The sequence below is a fragment of the Streptomyces rapamycinicus NRRL 5491 genome (genome assembly GCF_024298965.1).
Taxonomy (GTDB): Bacteria; Actinomycetota; Actinomycetes; order Streptomycetales; family Streptomycetaceae; genus Streptomyces; species Streptomyces rapamycinicus.
The window spans coordinates 1881208-1900443 of the sequence record NZ_CP085193.1 but is presented as its reverse complement, the minus strand read 5'-3'; the positions used below and the strand labels follow the sequence as shown (position 1 = coordinate 1900443).

The 19236-nt window shown below is 72.9% G+C and carries 17 protein-coding genes; 7 read left to right on the top strand and 10 right to left on the bottom strand.

Annotated features, from left to right (window positions below; translation table 11 throughout):
• Positions 1-3: 3 nt before the first annotated feature.
• Together LIV37_RS07735 and LIV37_RS07730 are read right to left on the bottom strand one after the other, a co-directional pair.
• On the bottom strand, positions 4-876 hold the full coding sequence (locus LIV37_RS07735) for an NmrA family NAD(P)-binding protein (protein ID WP_020866542.1): 873 nt from the start codon (positions 874-876) through the stop codon (positions 4-6).
• On the bottom strand, positions 869-1291 hold the full coding sequence (locus LIV37_RS07730; RefSeq protein WP_020866541.1) for a nuclear transport factor 2 family protein: 423 nt from the start codon (positions 1289-1291) through the stop codon (positions 869-871). Before LIV37_RS07730 ends, LIV37_RS07735 begins: the two co-directional genes overlap by 8 nt.
• A gap of 110 nt (positions 1292-1401) precedes the next feature.
• Between LIV37_RS07730 and LIV37_RS07725 the strand changes: the two genes are divergently transcribed.
• The 4 genes from LIV37_RS07725 (at position 1402) to LIV37_RS07710 (ending at position 6410) form a co-directional block, all read left to right on the top strand.
• Positions 1402-2013 carry a TetR/AcrR family transcriptional regulator gene (locus LIV37_RS07725; protein ID WP_020866540.1) on the top strand — a complete coding sequence of 204 codons (612 nt, stop codon included), beginning with the start codon at positions 1402-1404 and terminating at the stop codon, positions 2011-2013.
• Positions 2014-2155: 142 nt separating this feature from the next.
• Positions 2156-3010 carry a caspase family protein gene (locus tag LIV37_RS07720; protein WP_020866539.1) on the top strand — a complete coding sequence of 285 codons (855 nt, stop codon included), beginning with the start codon at positions 2156-2158 and terminating at the stop codon, positions 3008-3010.
• Positions 3011-3109: 99 nt separating this feature from the next.
• Entirely contained in the window at positions 3110-5218 is a 2109-nt protein-coding gene (locus LIV37_RS07715; RefSeq protein WP_020866538.1) for a SpoIIE family protein phosphatase, read from the top strand.
• A gap of 67 nt (positions 5219-5285) precedes the next feature.
• Positions 5286-6410 carry an asparaginase gene (locus LIV37_RS07710; RefSeq protein WP_020866537.1) on the top strand — a complete coding sequence of 375 codons (1125 nt, stop codon included), beginning with the start codon at positions 5286-5288 and terminating at the stop codon, positions 6408-6410.
• Positions 6411-6509: 99 nt separating this feature from the next.
• Here the strand turns inward: LIV37_RS07710 and LIV37_RS07705 are convergent, their stop codons facing one another.
• Entirely contained in the window at positions 6510-7595 is a 1086-nt protein-coding gene (locus LIV37_RS07705) for a GlxA family transcriptional regulator (protein WP_020866536.1), read from the bottom strand.
• Between the two features lie 34 nt (positions 7596-7629).
• Positions 7630-8634 (bottom strand): non-homologous end-joining DNA ligase, encoded by a 1005-nt coding sequence (gene ligD, locus LIV37_RS07700; RefSeq protein WP_020866535.1) that lies wholly within the window; start codon positions 8632-8634, stop codon positions 7630-7632.
• A 78-nt stretch (positions 8635-8712) separates the two neighbouring features.
• On the opposite strand from ligD, the gene LIV37_RS07695 reads away from it, so the two are divergent.
• Positions 8713-9786 (top strand): ATP-dependent DNA ligase, encoded by a 1074-nt coding sequence (locus LIV37_RS07695; RefSeq protein WP_020866534.1) that lies wholly within the window; start codon positions 8713-8715, stop codon positions 9784-9786.
• Positions 9787-9986: 200 nt separating this feature from the next.
• Here LIV37_RS07695 and LIV37_RS07690 read toward each other — a convergent pair whose 3' ends face one another.
• Together LIV37_RS07690 and LIV37_RS07685 are read right to left on the bottom strand one after the other, a co-directional pair.
• Positions 9987-10655 carry a dienelactone hydrolase family protein gene (locus LIV37_RS07690; RefSeq protein ID WP_020866533.1) on the bottom strand — a complete coding sequence of 223 codons (669 nt, stop codon included), beginning with the start codon at positions 10653-10655 and terminating at the stop codon, positions 9987-9989.
• Positions 10656-10745: 90 nt separating this feature from the next.
• On the bottom strand, positions 10746-11531 hold the full coding sequence (locus LIV37_RS07685; RefSeq protein WP_121825716.1) for a SigB/SigF/SigG family RNA polymerase sigma factor: 786 nt from the start codon (positions 11529-11531) through the stop codon (positions 10746-10748).
• A gap of 161 nt (positions 11532-11692) precedes the next feature.
• Here LIV37_RS07685 and LIV37_RS07680 point away from each other — a divergent pair, with 161 nt between their 5' ends.
• Positions 11693-12283 carry an HhH-GPD-type base excision DNA repair protein gene (locus tag LIV37_RS07680; RefSeq protein WP_020866531.1) on the top strand — a complete coding sequence of 197 codons (591 nt, stop codon included), beginning with the start codon at positions 11693-11695 and terminating at the stop codon, positions 12281-12283.
• On the opposite strand, the gene LIV37_RS07675 is transcribed toward LIV37_RS07680, so the two are convergent.
• The 4 genes from LIV37_RS07675 to LIV37_RS07660 form a co-directional block, all read right to left on the bottom strand.
• A complete protein-coding gene (locus LIV37_RS07675; protein WP_020866530.1) occupies positions 12266-13234 on the bottom strand; it encodes an alpha/beta hydrolase in 969 nt (322 codons plus the stop codon). The two genes, LIV37_RS07680 and LIV37_RS07675, sit on opposite strands and share 18 nt — an antisense overlap.
• Positions 13235-13949: 715 nt before the next feature.
• On the bottom strand, positions 13950-14726 hold the full coding sequence (locus tag LIV37_RS07670; protein WP_121826178.1) for a DeoR/GlpR family DNA-binding transcription regulator: 777 nt from the start codon (positions 14724-14726) through the stop codon (positions 13950-13952).
• A gap of 58 nt (positions 14727-14784) precedes the next feature.
• Positions 14785-15840 carry a 4-hydroxythreonine-4-phosphate dehydrogenase PdxA gene (pdxA, locus tag LIV37_RS07665; RefSeq protein ID WP_121825717.1) on the bottom strand — a complete coding sequence of 352 codons (1056 nt, stop codon included), beginning with the start codon at positions 15838-15840 and terminating at the stop codon, positions 14785-14787.
• Entirely contained in the window at positions 15837-17408 is a 1572-nt protein-coding gene (locus LIV37_RS07660) for a four-carbon acid sugar kinase family protein (protein ID WP_243146475.1), read from the bottom strand. The genes pdxA and LIV37_RS07660 overlap by 4 nt, the downstream gene beginning before the upstream one ends.
• A 252-nt stretch (positions 17409-17660) precedes the next feature.
• Here LIV37_RS07660 and LIV37_RS07655 point away from each other — a divergent pair, with 252 nt between their 5' ends.
• Positions 17661-19235 (top strand): ABC transporter substrate-binding protein, encoded by a 1575-nt coding sequence (locus LIV37_RS07655; protein WP_121825719.1) that lies wholly within the window; start codon positions 17661-17663, stop codon positions 19233-19235.
• Position 19236 lies beyond the last annotated feature (1 nt).

Below are 19236 nucleotides of genomic sequence, written 5' to 3'. Positions count from 1 at the left end.
GGTCTAGGCCGCCGACGGCGGGGCGAACGCGGCGCGGTGCGCCTCGGCGAAGGCGCGGAAGGAGCGGGGAGCGCGCCCGGTGACCCGCTCGACGGTGTCCGTCGTACGGTCCTCCGCGCCGTGCCGGATGTCCTCGTCGAGCCCGGCGAGGAACGCGGCGTACTCCGGCGGCAGCCCTGTCGCCTTCAGCCTCTCGGTCAACTCCCCGGCCCCCACCGCGACATGGCGGACCGGCCGTCCGGAGACCTCCGCCACGATGCGCGCCGCCTCCGGGTAACCGAGCGCCTCCGGGCCGGTGATGACGTGGTCCGTGTTGTGCGGACGGTCGTCCAGCAGGGCCCGGGTGGCGACGGCGGCGATGTCCGTCGCGTCGACGAAGGCCACCCTGCCGTTCCCGGTGGCGGTGACGATCTCGCCGTCGCCGCGGATGGCCTGGGCCGCCGGAAGGTCACCGGTGAAGTTCTGCATGAACCACGAGGGCCGCAGTACCGCCCACTCGGGCACGGTCCGCCGCACCAGCGTGTGCAGCGCGCCGAGTCCGGTGTCCGCCTCGTCGACCGCGGACGAGCTCAGCAGCACCGCCCGCCGTACGCCCTGGGCGACCGCGGTCTTCAGGAACGGCTCGACCACGGGCAGCGGCTCGGCCACCCCCAGGGGTGCGACGAGATAGAGCCGGTCCACGCCGCGCAGCGCCGCCGGGTGGCCGTCGGGGTCGTGCCAGTCGAACCGTACGGCGCCGGCCACGCCCGCCGCGGCCGCGGCCTCGGGCCGCCGGGTGGCGGCCAGCGCCCGCGCGCCCTCCGCGCGCACCATCCGCAGCACCTTGGAGCCGGTGTTCCCGGTGGCGCCGAGGACCAGAACGGTGGGTTCAGCCATGGGTCCGGCCCTCCTCGGAACCGAAGCTCATCTCGTCGAGCATCAGAGGATTCCAGTAGTCGCGGTACGAGGCGATCTCACCGTCGCGGACGGTGATGACGGCGACGTAGCCGGGGCGGAGCGGGCGGCCGGTTCCGACGGCCACGGCGTCCATCGAGAACTCCACGATCAGCACGCCGGGGTCCTCGGTGAGATGGACGACCTCGTGTGCGACGGCACGCAGGTCGATGTGGTCGGTGTAGTCCCGCACGTATTCGCGCACGGCCTCGCGCCCCTCCAACAGGCGCGGCCGGCCGGGCGGGGCGAAGGGGAACACCATGGTGCCGTCGACGGCCCACAGATCCGCGAATCCCATCATGTCGTGGCCGAGCAGCAGCTCCTTCGCCCGCTCGAACACCTTGACGCGGTCGTCCATGACGTACCTCTCCTCAATCAACGGGAATCAGCAGGACGGGACGGTACCGTCCCGTCCGTACAGCATAGGACGAGACGGTACCGTCCTGTCCATCTGCTAACCTCGGGGTCATGCCGGAGCCCACCCGGCGCCCCCCGAGCGGCGCCGCCACCCTGCGCGCGGACAAGACCGCGGCCATCTCCGAAGCCGTCCTCGACGAGCTCGCCGAGCAGGGCTACGGCCGGTTGTCGATGGAGGCGGTGGCCAAACGGGCCGGGGTGGGCAAGAGCGCCCTGTACCGGCGGTGGCCGTCGAAGCAGCGGATGGTCATCGCGGTCGTGTCCGAGCTGAGCGTCGCCCTGGTCGAACTGCCCGACACCGGGTCCCTGCGCGGCGATGTGCTGGCCGGGCTGCGCGCGGTGGCCGACTGGCTGACCCATCCGCGGTTCTCCCGCATCCTGCCGGATCTGATCGCCGAGGCCCAGCGCGACCAGGAGCTGAGTCAGGCCCTCGCCCGCTGCATCGGCGAGCCGCGGCGCGCCCGGATGACCGATGCGCTGGACCGGGCGGTGGAGCGCGGTGAGCTGTCGCCGGACCTCGACCGCGAGCTGGCGCTCGATCTGCTCGGCGGGCTGGTCTACTGGCGGGTCTCGGCCCGTGGCGCGCCCCTGGAGCCCGGCTACTTCGAGCGCGCCGCCGATATGGCGCTGCGGGCCCTGGGCGCCCGGCCGCGCGGGGCCTGACGGCCGGACCGCCCGCCGAGTGCGTGCGGGGTGCCTCCTCCGGATGGGGCCGGAGAACAGGGCATGGCGGGTCGCGGGCCCGCATCATCGCTTAGGACGAGCGATGGTGAGCCGCCGCACGTCCTCGACCCAAGGAGCCCCCATGTCCATCGGCCTCTCCGTCCACATCGGACTCAATCAGGTCGACCCCGCCGCGTACGACGGCTGGAGCGGTGAGCTGGGCGCCTGTGAGCAGGACGCCGTGGACATGGCCGGGCTCGCCGACGCCGCGGGGTTCGATGTGACCGGCCCGCTGCTGAGCCAGGCCGCCACCGCGGAGACCGTCACCGCCACCCTGGAGGCCGCGGCCGGGCGGCTGGCCGAGGGGGACATCCTCTTCCTCACCTACTCGGGCCACGGCGGCCAGGTGCCCGACCTCAACCACGACGAGACCGGCGACCGCCTCGACGAGACCTGGGTGCTGTACGACCGGCAGTTGGTCGACGACGAGCTCTTCGAGCTGTTCGGGAAGTTCGCCAAGGGGGTGCGGATCTGGCTGCTCTCCGACAGCTGCCACAGCGGCACCGTCGCCCGGCGGCTGCCCGAGATGCTCAGTCCCCAGGAGCTCGACCGGCGCTTCAGCACCGCCGACCCCCAGGAGGTCGGCCGCAGGATCCGGGCCATGCCCCAGTCCGTGCAGGCCGCCGTCTACCGGCGTGACCGCGACGCCTACGACCGGATCCAGAACACCCGTACCGCCAAGGACCTCGCCAAGATCGACGCCAGTGTGCTGCAGATCTCCGGCTGCCAGGACAATCAGACCTCGGCCGACGGGATCGTCAACGGGCTGTTCACCGGTACCCTGCTGGAGGTCTGGCGGGGCGGTGCCTTCGCGGGCAACTACCGCGGGCTGCACCGGGAGATCGTCAAGCGGATGCCGCCCGACCAGACGCCCAACCTCTTCCAGGCGGGTGCGCTGAACTCCGCTTTCGCCCGGCAGCGGCCCTTCACCATCTGAACCGGGATCTGAGACCGTGCCCATGTCATATCCGTGTGCGGCGGCCCGCCGGGCGAGGTATGACAGTAGGAGGGCACGGCGAGCCGGTGAGGTGCCGGTATGACGACGCATGACCGTGTGGACCAGGAGGAAGAGGCGGCGATCAGCAGCATGGCGACCGGCCCGGGAGGGGTGCTCGACCTGCTGCGGGTCGCCGCCGTGGCCCTGGACGTCGAGGGGCGGATCGCCCTCTGGAGCCCCGAGGCTGAACAACTGTTCGGTTACCGGGCGGCCGAGGCGCTGGGCCGCCGCGCGGACAAGCTGCTGGTCCACCCGAAGGACCGCCGGGCGGCCGTGGAGCTCTTCGCACGGGTACGGGCGGGCGACACCTGGGCCGGTGTCTTCCCGGTCCGCCGCCCGGACGGCTCCACCCTCGAGGTGGAGTTCCGCACCATGGGCCTGCGCGACGCCCACGGCGAGGGCTACGCCCTCGGCCTGGCCGCCGACGAGGGGACCGTACGGCGGCTGGAGACCGACCTGGCCGTCTCCGGCTTCCTGATCAAACAGTCGCCCGTGGGACTCGCGGTGTTCGACACCGAGTTGCGCTGGCTGCTCGCCAACCCGGCCCTCCAGCAGATGAACTCGATCACCGAGTCCCGGGTGCGCGGCCACCGCCTCGGGGAGGTGCTGCCGGGGCTCGACGTCGAGGGCATAGAGGGCGCGATGCGGCAGGTGCTGGAGTCCGGTGAACCGCTGCTGGACCAGCAGAGCGTCGGCCGGACCCCCGCCGACCCCGACCATGACCACGCCTGGTCGGAGTCGTACTACCGGCTGGAGGACCCCAGCGGCCGGATCCTGGGCATCGCCGTCTCCATCATGGACATCTCCCGGCGCCACCGGGAGACCAGCGAGATCGCCGAGGCGCGGGAGCGGCTGGCCATGATCGCCGACGCGAGCGTCCGCATCGGCACCACGCTGGACCTGCGCCAGACCGCCCAGGAACTCGCCGATGTGACCGTGCCCCGGCTCGCCGACCTCGCGGCCGTCGACGTCCTGGACTCCGTGGTGCACCGCGAGGCGACGCCCCGGGTGTGGGCCGACGGCTCCGCCCGCTTCCGGGCGCTCGCAGTCGCCGCCGGGTATCCCACCGACGCCGTCCACGCCGCGGACCCGGTCGGCGAGATCGCCCGCTACGAACCCACCCGGCTGATCACCCAGTGCGTCCGCGAGGCCCGGCCGCTGCTGGTGCCGCACGTGACGGAGAAGGACGTACGGCGGATCGCCCGGGACGACGCCGCCGCCAGGGTGCTGCTGCGCGAGGGAGTGCACTCGTACATCGCCGCCCCGCTGATCGCCCGCGGCAGTGTACTCGGCACCCTCAGCCTGCACCGCACCATCAACCCCAGGCCGTTCGACGAGGAGGACCTCACCCTCGCCTGCGAACTGGCCATCCGCGCCGCCCTGTGCATCGACAACGCCCGGCTCTACGCCCGCGAACGCGACGCCGCGCTCACCCTCCAGCGCAGCCTGCTCTCCCAGCAGCCGCGCGACCTGGACGGACTGGAGATCGCCTCCCGGTACCTGCCCGCGGTCAGCGCCGCCGGGGGCGACTGGTTCGATGTGCTGCCCCTCCCGGACGGCAACGTCGGGCTGGTGGTCGGCGATGTCATGGGCAAGGGCATCCACGCCGCGGCGATCATGGGCCAGCTGCGCACCGCCACCCGGGCCTTCTCCCGGCTCGGACTGCCCCCGGCCCAGGTGCTGTGCCATCTCGACGAGATCACGCCCAGCCTGGGGGAGTCCATCGCCACCTGTCTCTACGCGGTCTGCGATCCGCGCACCGGGCGGTGCGAGATGTCCACCGCCGGCCATCTGCCGCCGGTGCTGGTGCACCCCGGCGGCGACGCCGAACTCATCGACATCCCCACCGGCGCCCCGCTCGGCGTCGGCGGCGTCCCCTTCGCCTCGGTGGAGCGGGAACTGGCCGAGGGGGCGCTGCTGGCCCTGTTCACCGACGGCCTGGTGGAGAAGCGCCACCAGTCCCTCGACGTGGGGCTGCACACCCTGGTCCAGCTGCTGCGCCGCCACCAGGGCCCGCTGGAGCGGATCTGCGACCAGGTGCTGGCCGCGCTGCACGGGGCGCCGGACGACGACGTGGCCCTGCTGCTGGCCCGGCTGCGCCGCCCGCGCCTGCCGGAGGAGTCCGTGGTTACCGTGGAAAGTGGCTGAAGAACTGTGGAAAGTGGCTGAAGAAGGGCCGACCCGTCACGCACTCCATCGATGAGATGACGTCCCCATGGCTCAGCTCGCCCGCCGCTCCGGCGTATTGATCACTCTGATGGCCCTCGCCCTGGGGACCACGACCACCCTCGCCGGTGCCGCGGAGCCGATCCCCAGGCCCACCCCCAAGGTCGCCGTCATCGGCACCGGGGGCACCATCGCCGGCGTCAGCAGGACCAAGGTGTCCTTCGACGACTACCAGGCGGGCAAGCTCCCCGTCTCCCGGCTGGTGAACGACCTCGGACCCGAGGTGAACCGGATCGCCGACGTGACCACCCAGCAGTTCGGCAACAAGGACTCCAACAACTACACGATCCCCGAATACCGCCGCCTCACCGCCGCCGTCGACCACGCCCTGAAGTTCAACGACGGGGTCGTGGTCACCACCGGCACCGACACCATGGAGGAGTTCGCGTACTGGCTGGACCTGACCGTCCGCAGCGACAAGCCGGTGGTGCTCACGGGCGCCATGCGGCCCTGGACGGTGATCGGCTCCGACGCCCCGGCCAACCTCTACAACGCCATCCACCTCGCCGCCAGCGGCCGGACCACCTGCTTCGGCACGGTGGTGATGCTCAACGACCAGATCCACGCCGCCCGCGAGGTGCGCAAGTCCGACACCCTGCGGCTGAACGCCTTCAGCAGCGGCAGCAGCGGAGAGCTCGGCGTCATCGACCAGAACCACATCCGCGTCAACCGCGCGCCCGCCCGCGTCGAGCAGTGCGGCAAGCCCGGCTGGAAGACCCCGTTCAACCTCGACCGGATCGCCCGGCGGCCACTGCCGAAGGTCGACATCGCCTACAGCTACCAGGGCGCCGGACCCCAGGCCATCAAGGCGTTCGCCGACGCCGGGGCGGCCGGGATCGTCACGGCGGGCACCGGGGCCGGCGGTCTCTCCCCGGCCATGACCGAGGCCCGGGACGACGCCGTCAAGAACGGGGTGGTCATGGTCTCCGCCTCCCGCACCGGCTCCGGCGCGGTCTACGACCCCGATGTGCGCGGCGTCATCGGCGCCCAGGATCTGACCCCGCAGAAGGCCCGGCTGCTGCTGCTCCTCTCGCTCGCCACCAGCCACAACGAGCACCGGATCCAGAGCTGGTTCCACACCTTCGGCACCGGCGAGTTCACGGCCCGCCGTTAGGGGGTGTCCGCCCGGTTCTGACGCCTGCGGCGGATCAGTCCCCTACCCGCCCCTTCCCGTTACCAGAGGCTCCGTTCCTGGACCCCGGACGGGCTGAAATCAGCCCCTCCGGCGCTTGAGGAGCGGGGTCTGGGGCGGAGCCCCAGTTGAGGGAAGGGGCGGGGAGGGGACTGATCCGCCGGACGCCGCCTGGTGGCGGGTGGCGGTGCCGCGGAACGTGGCGCGGTAGGCGCTCGGTGACACCCCGAGGGCGGTGTGCAGATGCTGCCGCAGCGAGGCGGCGGTGCCGAACCCCGCGTCCGCCGCGATCCGGTCCACCGGCAGATCGCTCTCCTCCAGCAGCTGCCGGGCGCGCTCGAGGCGCCGTTGGGTCAGCCACTGCACCGGGGTCATCCCCACCTCGTCCCGGAACCGCCGGGAGAAGGTCCGTACGCTCATCGACTCCCGTTCGGCCAGCTCCCGCAGGGTCAGCGGACGGTCGAGCCTGGTCAGCGCCCAGGCGCGGGCCGCTCCCGTGGAGCCGCCGCGCCGCTCCGGCACCGGCCGCCGGATGAACTGCGCCTGGCCGCCGTCGCGATGGGGCGCCACCACCGAGGCGCGGGCCACCTCGCCCGCCACCGCCGCGCCGTGGTCGCGCCGGATGATGTGCAGGATCAGATCGATACCGGCGGCGTCCCCGGCCGAGGTCAGCACCTCGCCCTCGTCCGCGTAGAGGACGTCCGGGTCGAGCGCGACGGCCGGGAACAGCTCCCGGAACCGGTCGGCCTCCTGCCAGTGGGTGGTCGCCCGGCGGCCGTCCAGCAGCCCCGCGGCCGCCAGGACGAACGCCCCCGTGCAGATCGAGGCGATCCGGGCGCCGGGGCGGATCCGGGCGAAGGCGCCGGTGAGCTCGGCGCCCAGCCTGCCCTCGGTCTGTGGCGCGTCCGGTTCGTTGGCGGCCGGGACGAGCACGGTGTCGGCCTCGGCCAGCGCCTCCGGGCCATGTGCGACGTTCATCGTGACGTCGGAGTCCGTACGCACCTCACCGGGGACCAGCGCGCAGGTCACCACCTCGTACAGCGGGTCGCCCGCGGCCGATACGGCCCGGCCGAACAGCCGGTGCGCGATGCCCAGCTCGAACGGCAGCAGGCCGTGGCGGACCAGCACCGCCACCCGATGGCGGCCGGGGTGAGTGAAGACGGACATGGCGCGATTCTCGCAGCCGCCAAGGATCCGGCCATCACTTCTTGGCGCGGCTCGGCTGCACCCGCTTCGGTTCGCCCTTCACCTTCGGATGCTCCGGCGGATACGGGAGGTCGCCCAGACCGTGCTCCCGCTCGTCCCGCGCGGCCAGCTCCAGCACGGCCTCCAGGCGGAAGGTGTGCTCGTCCATGTCCGCGTGCACATCGCCCAGCTCGCGGTAGCGCACCGGCATGGTGGCCAGGTCGAAGTCGCGCGGCCGGGCGTCGGGGACCTCCTCCCAGCGCAGCGGCGCGGAGACCGGGGCGTGGGGGCGGGGGCGCACCGAATAGGCGCTGGCGATGGTGCGGTCGCGGGCCGTCTGGTTGTAGTCCACGAAGATCTTCTCGCCGCGCTCCTCCTTCCACCACTTGGTGGTCACCCGCTCCGGAGCCCGCCGCTCCAGCTCCCGCGCGATCGCGATCGCGGACCGCCGCACCTGGGTGAAGGTCCACTCCGGCGCGATCGGGACGAAGACGTGCAGCCCCCGGCCGCCCGAGGTCTTGGGCCATCCGCGCAGCCCCAGCTCGTCCAGCACCTCGCGCAGTTCCCCCGCCGCCCGCACCGCGTCCTGGTAGTCGGTGCCCGGCTGCGGGTCGAGGTCGATCCGCAGCTCATCGGGGTGTTCGGTGTCCCCGCGCCGCACCGGCCACGGATGGAAGGTCAGGCTGCCCAGGTTCGCCGCCCACACCACGGCGGCCGTCTCGGTGGGGCAGATCTCGTCCGCGTGCCGCCCGCTGGGGAAGGAGATCCGGCCGGTCGGAATCCACTCCGGGAGGTTCTTCGGGGCCCGCTTCTGGAAGAACGACTCCCCGTCCACCCCGTCCGGATAGCGCTCCAGCGTCGTCGGCCGGTCCCGCAGCGCCCGCAGCGCGCCCTCGCCGACCGCCAGGTAGTAGCGGGCGAGGTCCAGCTTGGTGAACCCGCGCTCCGGGAAGTACACCTTCCCGGGGTTGGTCACCCGCACCGTGCGACCGCCGACCGTGAGCTCCACCGACTCTCCCATACGGACACGCTAGGCCCGCCCGCCCGGGGCCGCCTCCCGGCGGGCGCCCGGCCCGCCACAGGAGCACAATCGGACGTCATGGACCTTCCGGTGATGCCTCCCGTCGAGCCGATGCTGGCCAAGGCCGTGGCCACCATCCCGCCCGGGATGGTCTACGAGGGCAAATGGGACGGCTTCCGGGCCGTCGTCTTCCGCGACGGGGACGAGATCGAGATCGGCAGCCGCACCACCAAGCCGCTCACCCGCTACTTCCCCGAACTGGCCGAGGCGCTGCTCGCCAACCTCCCGCCGCGCTGCGTCCTGGACGGCGAGATCGTCATCGTGCGGGAGGGGCGGCTGGACTTCGACGCCCTGCTGGAGCGGATCCACCCCGCCGACTCCCGGGTGCGGATGCTGGCGGAGCACACCCCGGCCAGCTTTGTCGCCTTCGACCTCCTCGCCCTCGGCGACGCCTCGCTGCTGGACACCCCGCAGCGCGAGCGCCGCGCGGCCCTCACCGAGGCGCTGCGCCACGCCGAGGACCCGGTGCACCTGGCCCCCTGCACCGACGATCTCGAGGTGGCCAGGCAGTGGTTCGAGAGCTACGAGGGGGCGGGGCTCGACGGCGTCGTGGCCAAGAGCCCCGAGCTCCGCTACCGCCCCGGTGAACGCGTGATGGTCAAGGTCAAGCACGAGCGCACGGCGGACTGTGTGGTGGCCGGCTACCGCGTCCACAAGTCCGGCCAGGGCATCGGCTCCCTGCTGCTCGGCCTGTACGACGACACCGGCCGCCTCCAGCACGTGGGCGTCAGCGCCGCCTTCACCGCACGCCGCCGCCAGGAGCTGATGGCCGAGCTGGAGCCGCTGCGCATGGCGACCGTCGAGGGCCACCCATGGGCCGACTGGGCGCGCGAGGAGGCCCATGCCCAGGGCCGGATGCCGGGCGCGCCCAGCCGCTGGACCGGGGTCAAGGACCTGTCGTGGGTGCCGCTGCGCCCGGAGCGGGTGTGCGAGGTGGCCTACGACCACATGCAGAGCCGCCGCTTCCGGCACACCGCCCGATTCCGGCGCTGGCGGCCGGACCGGGAGCCGGTGCAGTGCACCTACGACCAGCTGGAGGAGCCGGTCTCCTACGATCTGCGGCAGGTGCTGGGGCTCGCCCCGGATCCGTAGCCGCGCTTGACGCCTGCCGGTGGGCTGTTCCCCTACCCGCCCCTTCCCGTTACCAGAGGCTCCGTTCCTGGACCCCGGAGGGGCTGAAATCAGCCCCTCCGGCGCTTGAGGAGCGGGGTCTGGGGCGGAGCCCCAGTTGCGGGAAGGGGCGGGTAGGGGAACAGCCCGCCGCAGGCGTCCCCCCAGCCGCGCCACGCGCGTCAGCGCTTGCCGCCCCGGGCCGGGCGCTTGGCCATCCGTGCGAACCAGTCGCGCGCCGCCTCGGCGGCCTGCTCCAGGGTGCCGGGCTCCTCGAACAGATGGCTCGCCCCGGGCACCACATGCATCTCCTGCGGGGCGGCGAGCATGGCGGCCGCCTGCTGATTGAGCCGCAGCACCTCGTGGTCGTCACCGCCCACGATGAGCAGTACCGGCGCCCGCACCCGGTTCAGCGCGCCGCCCGCGAGATCGGGCCGCCCGCCGCGGGAGACCACGGCCGCCACCCGCTCCGGCCGCTCCGCGGCGGCCGTCAGTGCCGCCGCCGCGCCCGTACTGGCGCCGAACAGCCCCACCGGCAGCCCGGAGGTGGCCGGGTGCCCGTCGAGCCAGTTCACCGCGGCCCCCAGCCGGCGGCCCAGCAGCGGGATGTCGAAGCGCAGTTCGGCGGTGATCGCGTCCACCCGCTCCTCGGCCTCGGTGAGCAGATCGAACAGCAGGGTGGCCAGATCCGCGTCCTGCAGCACCCGGGCCACCGCGCGGTTGCGCGGGCTGTGCCGGGAGCTGCCGCTGCCGTGGGCGAACGCGACGACGCCGATGGGCTGCTCGGGAAGGGCCAGATCGCCCACGAGCATGGCGTCGTCCGCGGCGATACGGGCGGTCTCGGAGCGCATCGGCCACCTCCTGCCGGGGGTTGCGCGGGCTGGTGCCGCGGCTGGGCGGACGGGCCGCCGCCGGGCGGCGGGCTGTCGCTGCCGCCGTCGCTAGGCGTAGGCCATGAGCCCTTGCCGCAGCTCGCTGTAGAGCCGGGAGAGCCTGCGGGATATGTGCATTTGGGAGAAGCCCAGGATCTCACCGATCTGGCTCTGCGAAAGCCCCGCGAAGAACCTCAGATAGAGCACGTAACGGTCCTGCTCCGACAGTTCGGCGATCAGCACCCGCAGCGCCTCGCGGTTGACGACGCGTTCGATCGCGGCGTCGTCCGCGCCCACCGTCTCGGCGAGCAGCCGCTCCTCGGCGCCCTGTACGGCGGCGTTGAGGGAGAGCGGGGTGCACGAGGCGCTGGCCTCCAGGCCGGCCTTCACATCCTCCTGGGGCATACCGGTGCGCAGGCAGATCTCGTGGATGGTGGGGGTGCGCCCGCCGAGCTCCTGCTCCAGCGCGTCGCGCGCGGAGCGGGTGCGGGAGCGGACCTCCTGGATGTTGCGGGGGATGTGCAGGGTCCACAGATAGTCGCGGAAGTGGCGCTTGAGCTCGCCCGTGATGACGGGGATCGCATAGGAGGGGAAGGCGTGGCCGAGGTCGGGGTCGTAGCGGTCGACGGCCTTCACCAGGGCCAGCGACGCGACCTGGGTGAGATCCTCCATGTTCTCGCCCTTGTTGCGGAAGCGCAGCGCCAGGCGTTTGGCGACGGGCAGCCAGGCGCAGATGATCGCCTCGCGCAGCGCGTCGCGTTCGGGCCCGGACGGGAGCCGGGACAGACGCAGGAAGGCACCGCCGGTGTCGGGAGTGTCGTCATGGCGTCGTTGGCGAGTCGCGGTTGCTGACATGGTCACTCGCCTCCGTGGTCCGATGTCACGGCGGTCGCCACCAGATTCGCATGGGCCCTAACACCTCGCAATTCGACCAAATTGGTGATGGTGTGAGCGCCTTTGGGTGGTATGCGGTTTTCAGCTGCTTCGTTCGGGTCGTGGCGGGGTATCCACACGGGATGAACGCACGCCTTCGTCTCGCCCAGCAGCCCGAGGCGGACGCCCTGCTCGAGCGCGACCCGCTGGCCCTGATGATCGGGATGCTGCTCGATCAGCAGGTGCCCATGGAATGGGCGTTCTCCGGTCCGTACACCATCGCGCGGCGCCTGGGCAGGGACGACCTGGACGCCCAGGAGATCGCCGCCCACGACCCCGAGGGGTTCGCCGCGCTGCTGTCGGAGAAGCCCGCCGTGCATCGCTACCCGGGCTCGATGGCGGGGCGCGTCCAGCTGCTGTGCCGGTATCTGGCCGAGCACTACGGGGGCGATCCGACCGCCCTGTGGCGCGATGCCCCCTCCGGCCAGGAGCTGCTCCGGCGGCTGAACGAGCTGCCCGGCTTCGGCAAGCAGAAGGCGCAGATCTTCCTGGCGCTGCTGGGCAAGCGGATGGGGGTGCGGCCGGAGGGCTGGCGCGAGGCGGCCGGGGCGTACGGCGAGGAGGGCGCGTATCGCTCGGTGGCCGACATCACCGGGCCCGAGTCGCTGGACAAGGTCCGCGCCCACAAGCAGGAGCTCAAGCGGCAGGCGAAGAAGTCAGGCGGTGCCCAGTGAGTCCCGCAGGGTGTCCACGGCAAGGGTGAGCGCCGCCCGTGCGGCCCGGGTGTCGCGCAGCGCGTCCAGCATCAGGAAGTCATGGATGATCCCCTGCATCCGCAGGGCGGTGACCGGCACCCCGGCCTCCCGCAGTCTGGCCGCGTACGCCTCGCCCTCGTCGCGCAGCACATCCGCCTCGCCGGTGATGACCAGGGCGGGCGGCAGCCCGGCGAGCTGGTCGGGGGTGGCGCGCAGCGGGGAGGCGGTGATCTCGGAGCGCCGCACCGGGTCGGTGGTGTACTGGTCCCAGAACCACTTCATCGCCTCACGGGTGAGGAAGTAACCCTCGGCGAACTGCTCGTAGGAGCCGGTGTCGAAGGCGGCGTCGGTCACCGGGTAGAAGAGCACCTGCCGCACCAGCGGCAGATCGCCGCGCTCCTTGGCGAGCAGGGTGAGGGCGATGGCCATGTTGCCGCCCACCGAGTCCCCGGCCACCGCGATCCGGGAGGTGTCGAGCCCCGCGCCCTCGCCGTGGGCCACGATCCACTGGCCCACCGCGTAACTCTGCTCCACCGCCACCGGGTAGTGGGCCTCGGGGGAGAGGTCGTACTCGGGGAAGACGACCGCGGCGCCCACCCGGACCGCCAGCTCCCGGACCAGCCGGTCATGGGTGTGGGCGTTGCCGAACACCCAGCCCGCGCCGTGGATGTAGAGGATCGCCGGGAGGGTGCCGACGGCCTTCGGAGGGCGCACGATCCGCGCCCTGACACCGCCCGCCGGGACGCCCCCGACGCTGATCCACTCCTCGTCCACCTCGGGTTTGGGCACCTCGCCCGACTGCACCTCGTCGAGCGTGCGACGGCCCTCGGCGGGCGTCATCTGGTACGGATACGGCGGTTTGGCGGTGGCCTCGGCGAACGCCGCGGCGGCGGGTTCGAGGACGGGGCGGGCCGGAGCGGTGGTGGCCATCTGCTTCTCCTTTGCCGGTCCGGTTCCGTCCGACGATCTCACCCCGGCCGCCGCGGCACCCACCGCTGTTACGCCACCCGGGCGCTCACCGAGCCGGTGAGTTCACCGGGTCAACGGGCTTACCGGGTCAACGGGCTTACCGGGTCAACGGGGTCACCCGGTCAACGGGGTCACCCGGTCAACCGGCTCACCGGGTCAAGGGGCCGGGCGCCGGTGAGGGGTCCGGGACCGGATCCGGGCCCGGCGGCTTGGGCACCGGGTCGGGGGACGGGTCCGGTGGCGGGCCGGGCGTGGGATTCGGCGGCGGCTCGGGCGGAGGGGAGGGAATCGGATCGGGCGGCGGACCCGGGGGCGGTCCGGGCACGGGGCCCGGCGCGGGACCCGGTTCGGGTCCGCCCGGACCGGGCGACGGGGTCGGAGACGGCGGCCCGGGATCTCGCAGCGTCGGGTGGATGGGGGTCGGGTCGGTCTGCCGTGCCACGGTGTCCTCCAAAGCTCTTGGGCTGGTGGCCACGTCACTCCGGGGGCGGGTGCCCCGGTCCCCCGGGATATACGCATGGTCTCGGCGGTCGCTGTCGGCATGCGACGTCTGCCTGATCCGGATCGCGAAAATCCGGACCATCGCTCACCCACATCGTACGTACGACGGGTGCGCGGATCGCGCATGATGTGCGCGGCTCACGCGCGATGGGTACGCGGCCCGGGCAGGCGGCGGCTACTCGTCCCCGACGATCGTGACCTCGACCCCCTGGGCGCGCAGTGCCCGGATCTCCCCGGGGTCCGCGTCGGCGTCGGTCACCAGTGTCCAGCCGGGCGGCAGCCGCACCCAGGTGTGGAAGGGGCGGCGGCCGATCTTCGCCGAATGGGCCAGGACGTACACCGCCTCCGCTCGGCGGGCCATCAGCTCCTTCAGACGGGTCTGGCGCAGATCCGCCTCGCAGATGCCGTGTTCGGCCGTCACCCCGTCGGCGCCCAGGAAGACCCGGTCGAAGGTCATGCGCTCCAGGGCGGCCTCGGCGAGCGGGCCGAGGAAGCTCTGGCTCAGCGGACGGAGCGTACCGCCGATACATTCCACCTGCACGGTCTCCACATCGGCGAGCTCCTGCAGCGCGGTGAGCCCGGTCGTGGCGACCGTGAGCCCCTCGGCGGTGCGCAGTTCATGCGCGAGGGCGCCGACGGTCGAACCGGCGTCGAGCAGCACCGTCTCCCCGGCGCGCACCGTCGACGCCGCCCAGAGCGCGATGGCCCGCTTGGCCTCGAACGCCTCGCCCGTGCGCTGGCGCAGTGACGCCTCCGGGTGGGCCACCAGGGCCATCGCCCCGCCGTACGTCCGCGCCAGCCGACCGTCCGCGGTGAGCTGGGCGAGGTCGCGGCGGATGGTGGAGGCGGTGACCCCGAAGGTGCGGGACAGCTCCTCCACGCTGGTCAGGCCCGTGGTCGTGGCCAGGTGGACGATCCGGTCGCGCCGGGCCCGCGCTCCGTTCACCGGCATGTCTTTCGCGTTCTTCACCGTGGACTCGGCCTCGCGTTCCTCAACGTGGCTCCCCGCGTCAGCGGGCGGGGGACGGCGACATCTCGGCGGCCTGCCGCAGCGCCTCGATCATGCTACCGGCGTCGGCCGTGCCCGTACCCGCGATGTCGAAGGCGGTGCCGTGGTCGACGGAGGTGCGGATGACGGGCAGACCGACGGTCAGGTTGACCCCGGCCTCCAGGCCCAGCACCTTGACCGGGCCGTGCCCCTGGTCGTGATACATCGCCACGATCAGGTCGTAGTCCCCGCGCCCGGCCAGGAAGAAGGCGGTGTCGGCGGGGAGTGGGCCGCGGGCGTCGATGCCGTCCGCGCGCAGCACCTCCAGCGCGGGCACGATCTTCTCCTCCTCCTCGCCGTAGCCGAACAGCCCGTTCTCACCGGCGTGCGGATTGATCCCGCACACCCCGATGACCGGCTCCGGGGTGCCGGCGCGGACCATCGCCTCATGGCCGCGGCGCACGGTGCGCTCGACCAGGCCGGGCTCGATCCTCCGCACCGCGTCGATGAGCCCGATGTGGGTGGTGACGTGGATGACTTTCACCGTGGGGGTGGCCAGCATCATCGACACCTCCTCGACCCCGGTGAGATGGGCCAGCAGCTCGGTGTGGCCGGGGAAGACATGGCCGCCCGCGTGCAGCGCCTTCTTGTTGAGCGGCGCGGTGCAGATGCCTTGCACCTCACCGTTCATGGCCAGTTCGGCGGCGGTCCGTATGTACTGGTACGCCGCGTCCCCGGCGATGGGGGAGAGTCGGCCCCAGGGCAGATCGGCGGGGAGCAGCCCGAGGTCGATGACGTTGATCCGGCCCGGGCTGAACACCGCCTCGCCGGGCGCGGCCACGGTGACGACCTCGCACGCGATGTCGCGCAGCCGGGCGGCCTCCCGCAGCCGCTCCGCGTCCCCGACGACCACCGGACGGCAGCGCCGCAGGGTGTCCGGGTCGAGCAGCGCGGGGACGACCACCTCGGGTCCGATGCCGGAGCCGTCGCCCATGGTGACCGCGATCAGCGGGAGCGGGGCGGGACCGGTGTCCGCACCAGCGGCCCCGGTGGGGGCGAGGTGGGGGGAGGAGTTCATGAGGTGACCTTCCGTTCGGTCGAGTGGGGGCGCAGTGCCCGGACGATGTGGCGCAGGGAGTCGGGATCGCCGAAGCTGCCCGGTCGGGTAACGACGGATCGCCCGTCGGGCGTGCGGAGATGGACGGCGCCGTGGTGCACCTGGCCGACCGGGTCGAGCTCGGCCACCGCCAGGGCGTCCAGCACCCGGCGCGCCGTCTCACCGCCGGTCAGCACGAGGTCGACGGCCCCGTCGTGCGCGGCGACGGCCGCGCCGACGGCCCGGGCAAGCCCGAGCACCAGCCGCCGCCCGGAGACCGGCTCGGCTCCGCCGACGGAGGATGGCGCCGGTCGGGGGGAGGGGAGGGCCACCGCCTCGTACGCGGGTGCCGGGCCCGGAGATTCGGGCGAGGCGCTGAGGGAGACGACGGTGACGGCGGCGGTCAGCGCGGGCAGCCGTACCGGGGACCCGTCCGCCAACAGCGCCGCAAGCGGAAGCGGGTGGTGGCTGGCCCCGTCCTCGACCAGCCGCCGCACCTGTTCAACGGCGGCAGGCTCGGCCGTACCCACGACGACCAGCACCGGCCGCCCGGTCTGCGCCGAGGACGCGGCCGTTCCGGCCGCCGACGCGAGGACCGCAGCCCGGGTGGCGTCGGCGGCGCCCCGGCCCCAGCTGTCCGAGACGGCCGGGCCCCCGACGGCGGTGGCAACCGAGCCCGTGGCGCCAGGGACGGCCGAGCCCGTGGCGCCAGGGGCGGCCGGGCCCGCGGCGGCCGGGCTCCCAGTGCCCGGTGCGGCCCGCGCCCCCGTGGCCGGGGAGGCCGTCGTCAGGTGGCGGCCCAGGGCCAGGGCCAGGCCGCCCGAGCCGACCAGTCGCATTCCGGGGCCGTCCGCGAGTGATGCCTCGACGATCGCGTCGAGATCCGCGTCCGTCTCCGCGTCGCAGATGGCCACCCGTCCCGCCGTCGCGGCCGCGCGCAGGGCGGTGAGCAGGGTGGGGCGGGAGGACCGTACGGTCGCGAGCGGGATCGGGGCGGTGGGCAGGCCGCCCAGCGCCTGGGCCACCGAGGCGGGCGGGGGGACGGCCTCGGCGCGCCATGCGTCGCCCTCGTGGAGCGGCACTCCGCCGATGTGGACCACCCCCGAGCGCACCACGCGCCCGGCGATCGGCAGTGCCGGGGCGAGCACCACCCCCGCACCGCCCTCCGCGAGTGCGGCGATCTCGGCGGCGACATTGCCCCGCAGCAGCGAGTCGATCTTCTTCAGGACGAAGGTGTCCAGCGCTTCCAGGGTGTCCGAGGGGCCCGGGGCGGCCACGGCGTCCTGGCCGCCCCCGTCCGGCCAGGACATCCGCAGCGCCCCGCGGACCGCCTCCGCCGCCTCCGCCGCCGGGCGGTAGCGGGAGTCCAGGTCCAGGACGGTCGCCTCGCCGGCATGGCGGGGGCGAAGGGCCGTTGCCATGCCGACGGCGCCCGGCCCCCCGAAGAGCAGTACCCGACTGCGTGTTGTGCGCGAGCAAACCGCGGCCGCCACCTCCGCGGCGCCCGACAGGTCATCCGCGATGGCCAGCAGTCTCCGGCTGGGTGTCATGTCCACCGGTACCTCCTCGAATGACCATGACAGGCGGAGCGGCCCCACGCCGTGGGCATCGTCTCCGTGGCCCCGATGATGACATACGTTGCGCGAACTGCGCGAGAAGTATTGCGTAAAGCGCGCAGCCATGTCACGGTGACCGCCGCGACACTTCGACCCGTACGGCCCCCATCCGGGCGCCGCACGAGTCGAACGAGCCGGTAGCTCGCACAGAACGTCGCTCGCCTCAGGAACGCCGAGAGGTCAACGATGACCCGTATCCCCTACGCTCCGGCCCTCAGCCGCCGGTCCGTGCTGCGCCTCGGAGCAGGCGCCTCAGCAGGTATGGCCCTCGCCCCGCTCACCGGGTGCGCGGGGCCCACCGGCGCCCCCGGGCCCGGCGCCATCAGTCTCGGGCTGAACCGCTCGCTGGTCAGCCTGGACAACAAGCTCAACCAGTTCGACGCGGCGGTGACGGTGCAGCGCGCGGTGCGCCAGGCGCTGACCCGGATCGGCAAGGGGCTCCGCCCCGAACTCGTGCTCGCCGACCGCTTCGAGATGACCGAGCCCACCGCCTGGACGGTGCGGCTCCGTGAGGGGGTCCGCTACTCCGACGGAACTCCGGTCACCGTCAAGGACGTCTCGACCGCGCTGAAGATGTACGCGGGCGTCAACGGCTCGTTCATCGTCGGCCTCTTCCCCGAGATGCCCACCGTCGAGCCGGTCGACGAGCGCACCTTCCGGCTGCACACCAAGCGCCCGGTGCCCATCCTCGACCAGCTGATGGCCAACATCCTGATCAGCCCGGCCGCCGGGAACCGGCCCGAGGAGCTGTCCGGCGGGGCGGGCTCCGGCCCGTACGTGGTCACCTCGGCCAACTCCGGCACCGGCGAGTACACCCTCGCCGTCAACCCCCGGTACTGGGGCCGCCGCCCCACCGTGGACCGGGTCCGGGTGCGCTTCGTGCCCGAGGAGTCCAGCCGTGTCGTCGCCGTGCGCAGCGGTGAGCTGGACGTCATCGACACGATCACCCCCGACTCCGCCGAGCAGCTCAAGGGCCTGCCGGGGGTGCGCCTGGACCGCACCTCGGGCACCCGCGTCAACCAGCTGTTCTTCAACTTCCGCAAGCCACGCGGACATCCGCTGGCCGACGCCCGGGTGCGCGAGGCGCTCAGCTACGCCATCGACGGCGAGGCCCTGGTGCGCGATGTGCTCACCGACTCGGCCCAGCAGGCCGAGGGCGTCGTCCCGCTCGCCCTCAAGGGGGCCGTACGCACCGGGCGTTACGTCCACGACCCCGGCGAGGCCCGCAAGCGCCTCGCCGCGCTGGGCGCGAGCGATCTCAAGGTGAAGATCATCTGGGAGTCGGGCGAGTTCCCCGCGGACACCTCGGTGATGGAGGCCGTGCTGGAGATGCTGCGCGGGGCCGGCGTCCGCGCCAGCCTCCAGCAGTTCGAACCGGGCGGCGACATCCAGCAGTGGCGGCAGGGCCGCCGCGGCGACTGGGACGTCCTCGGCAACGGCTTCTCCGTCCCCACCGGCCACGCCTCCACCAGCCTCCAGGGCATGTACGGCGGCACGCCGGAGAAGGAGCGGAGCCGGGACACCTACCAGGGCTATGTCTTCCCCCGGATCGCCACCCGGCTGGCCGACGCCTCCGCCGAGACCGACGAGAAGACGCGGAACGAGCGGCTCGCCGCCGTCCAGAAGCAGATTTGGGACACCCGCCCCTGCCTGTGGGCGTTCGTCCCCGATGTGGTGCTGGCCCGCCGCACCCGGGTGCGCGATGTGGGCCTGCTCCAGCTCAACTCCTACGACCTCGCCGCCGTGCGTCTGGAGGGCTGAG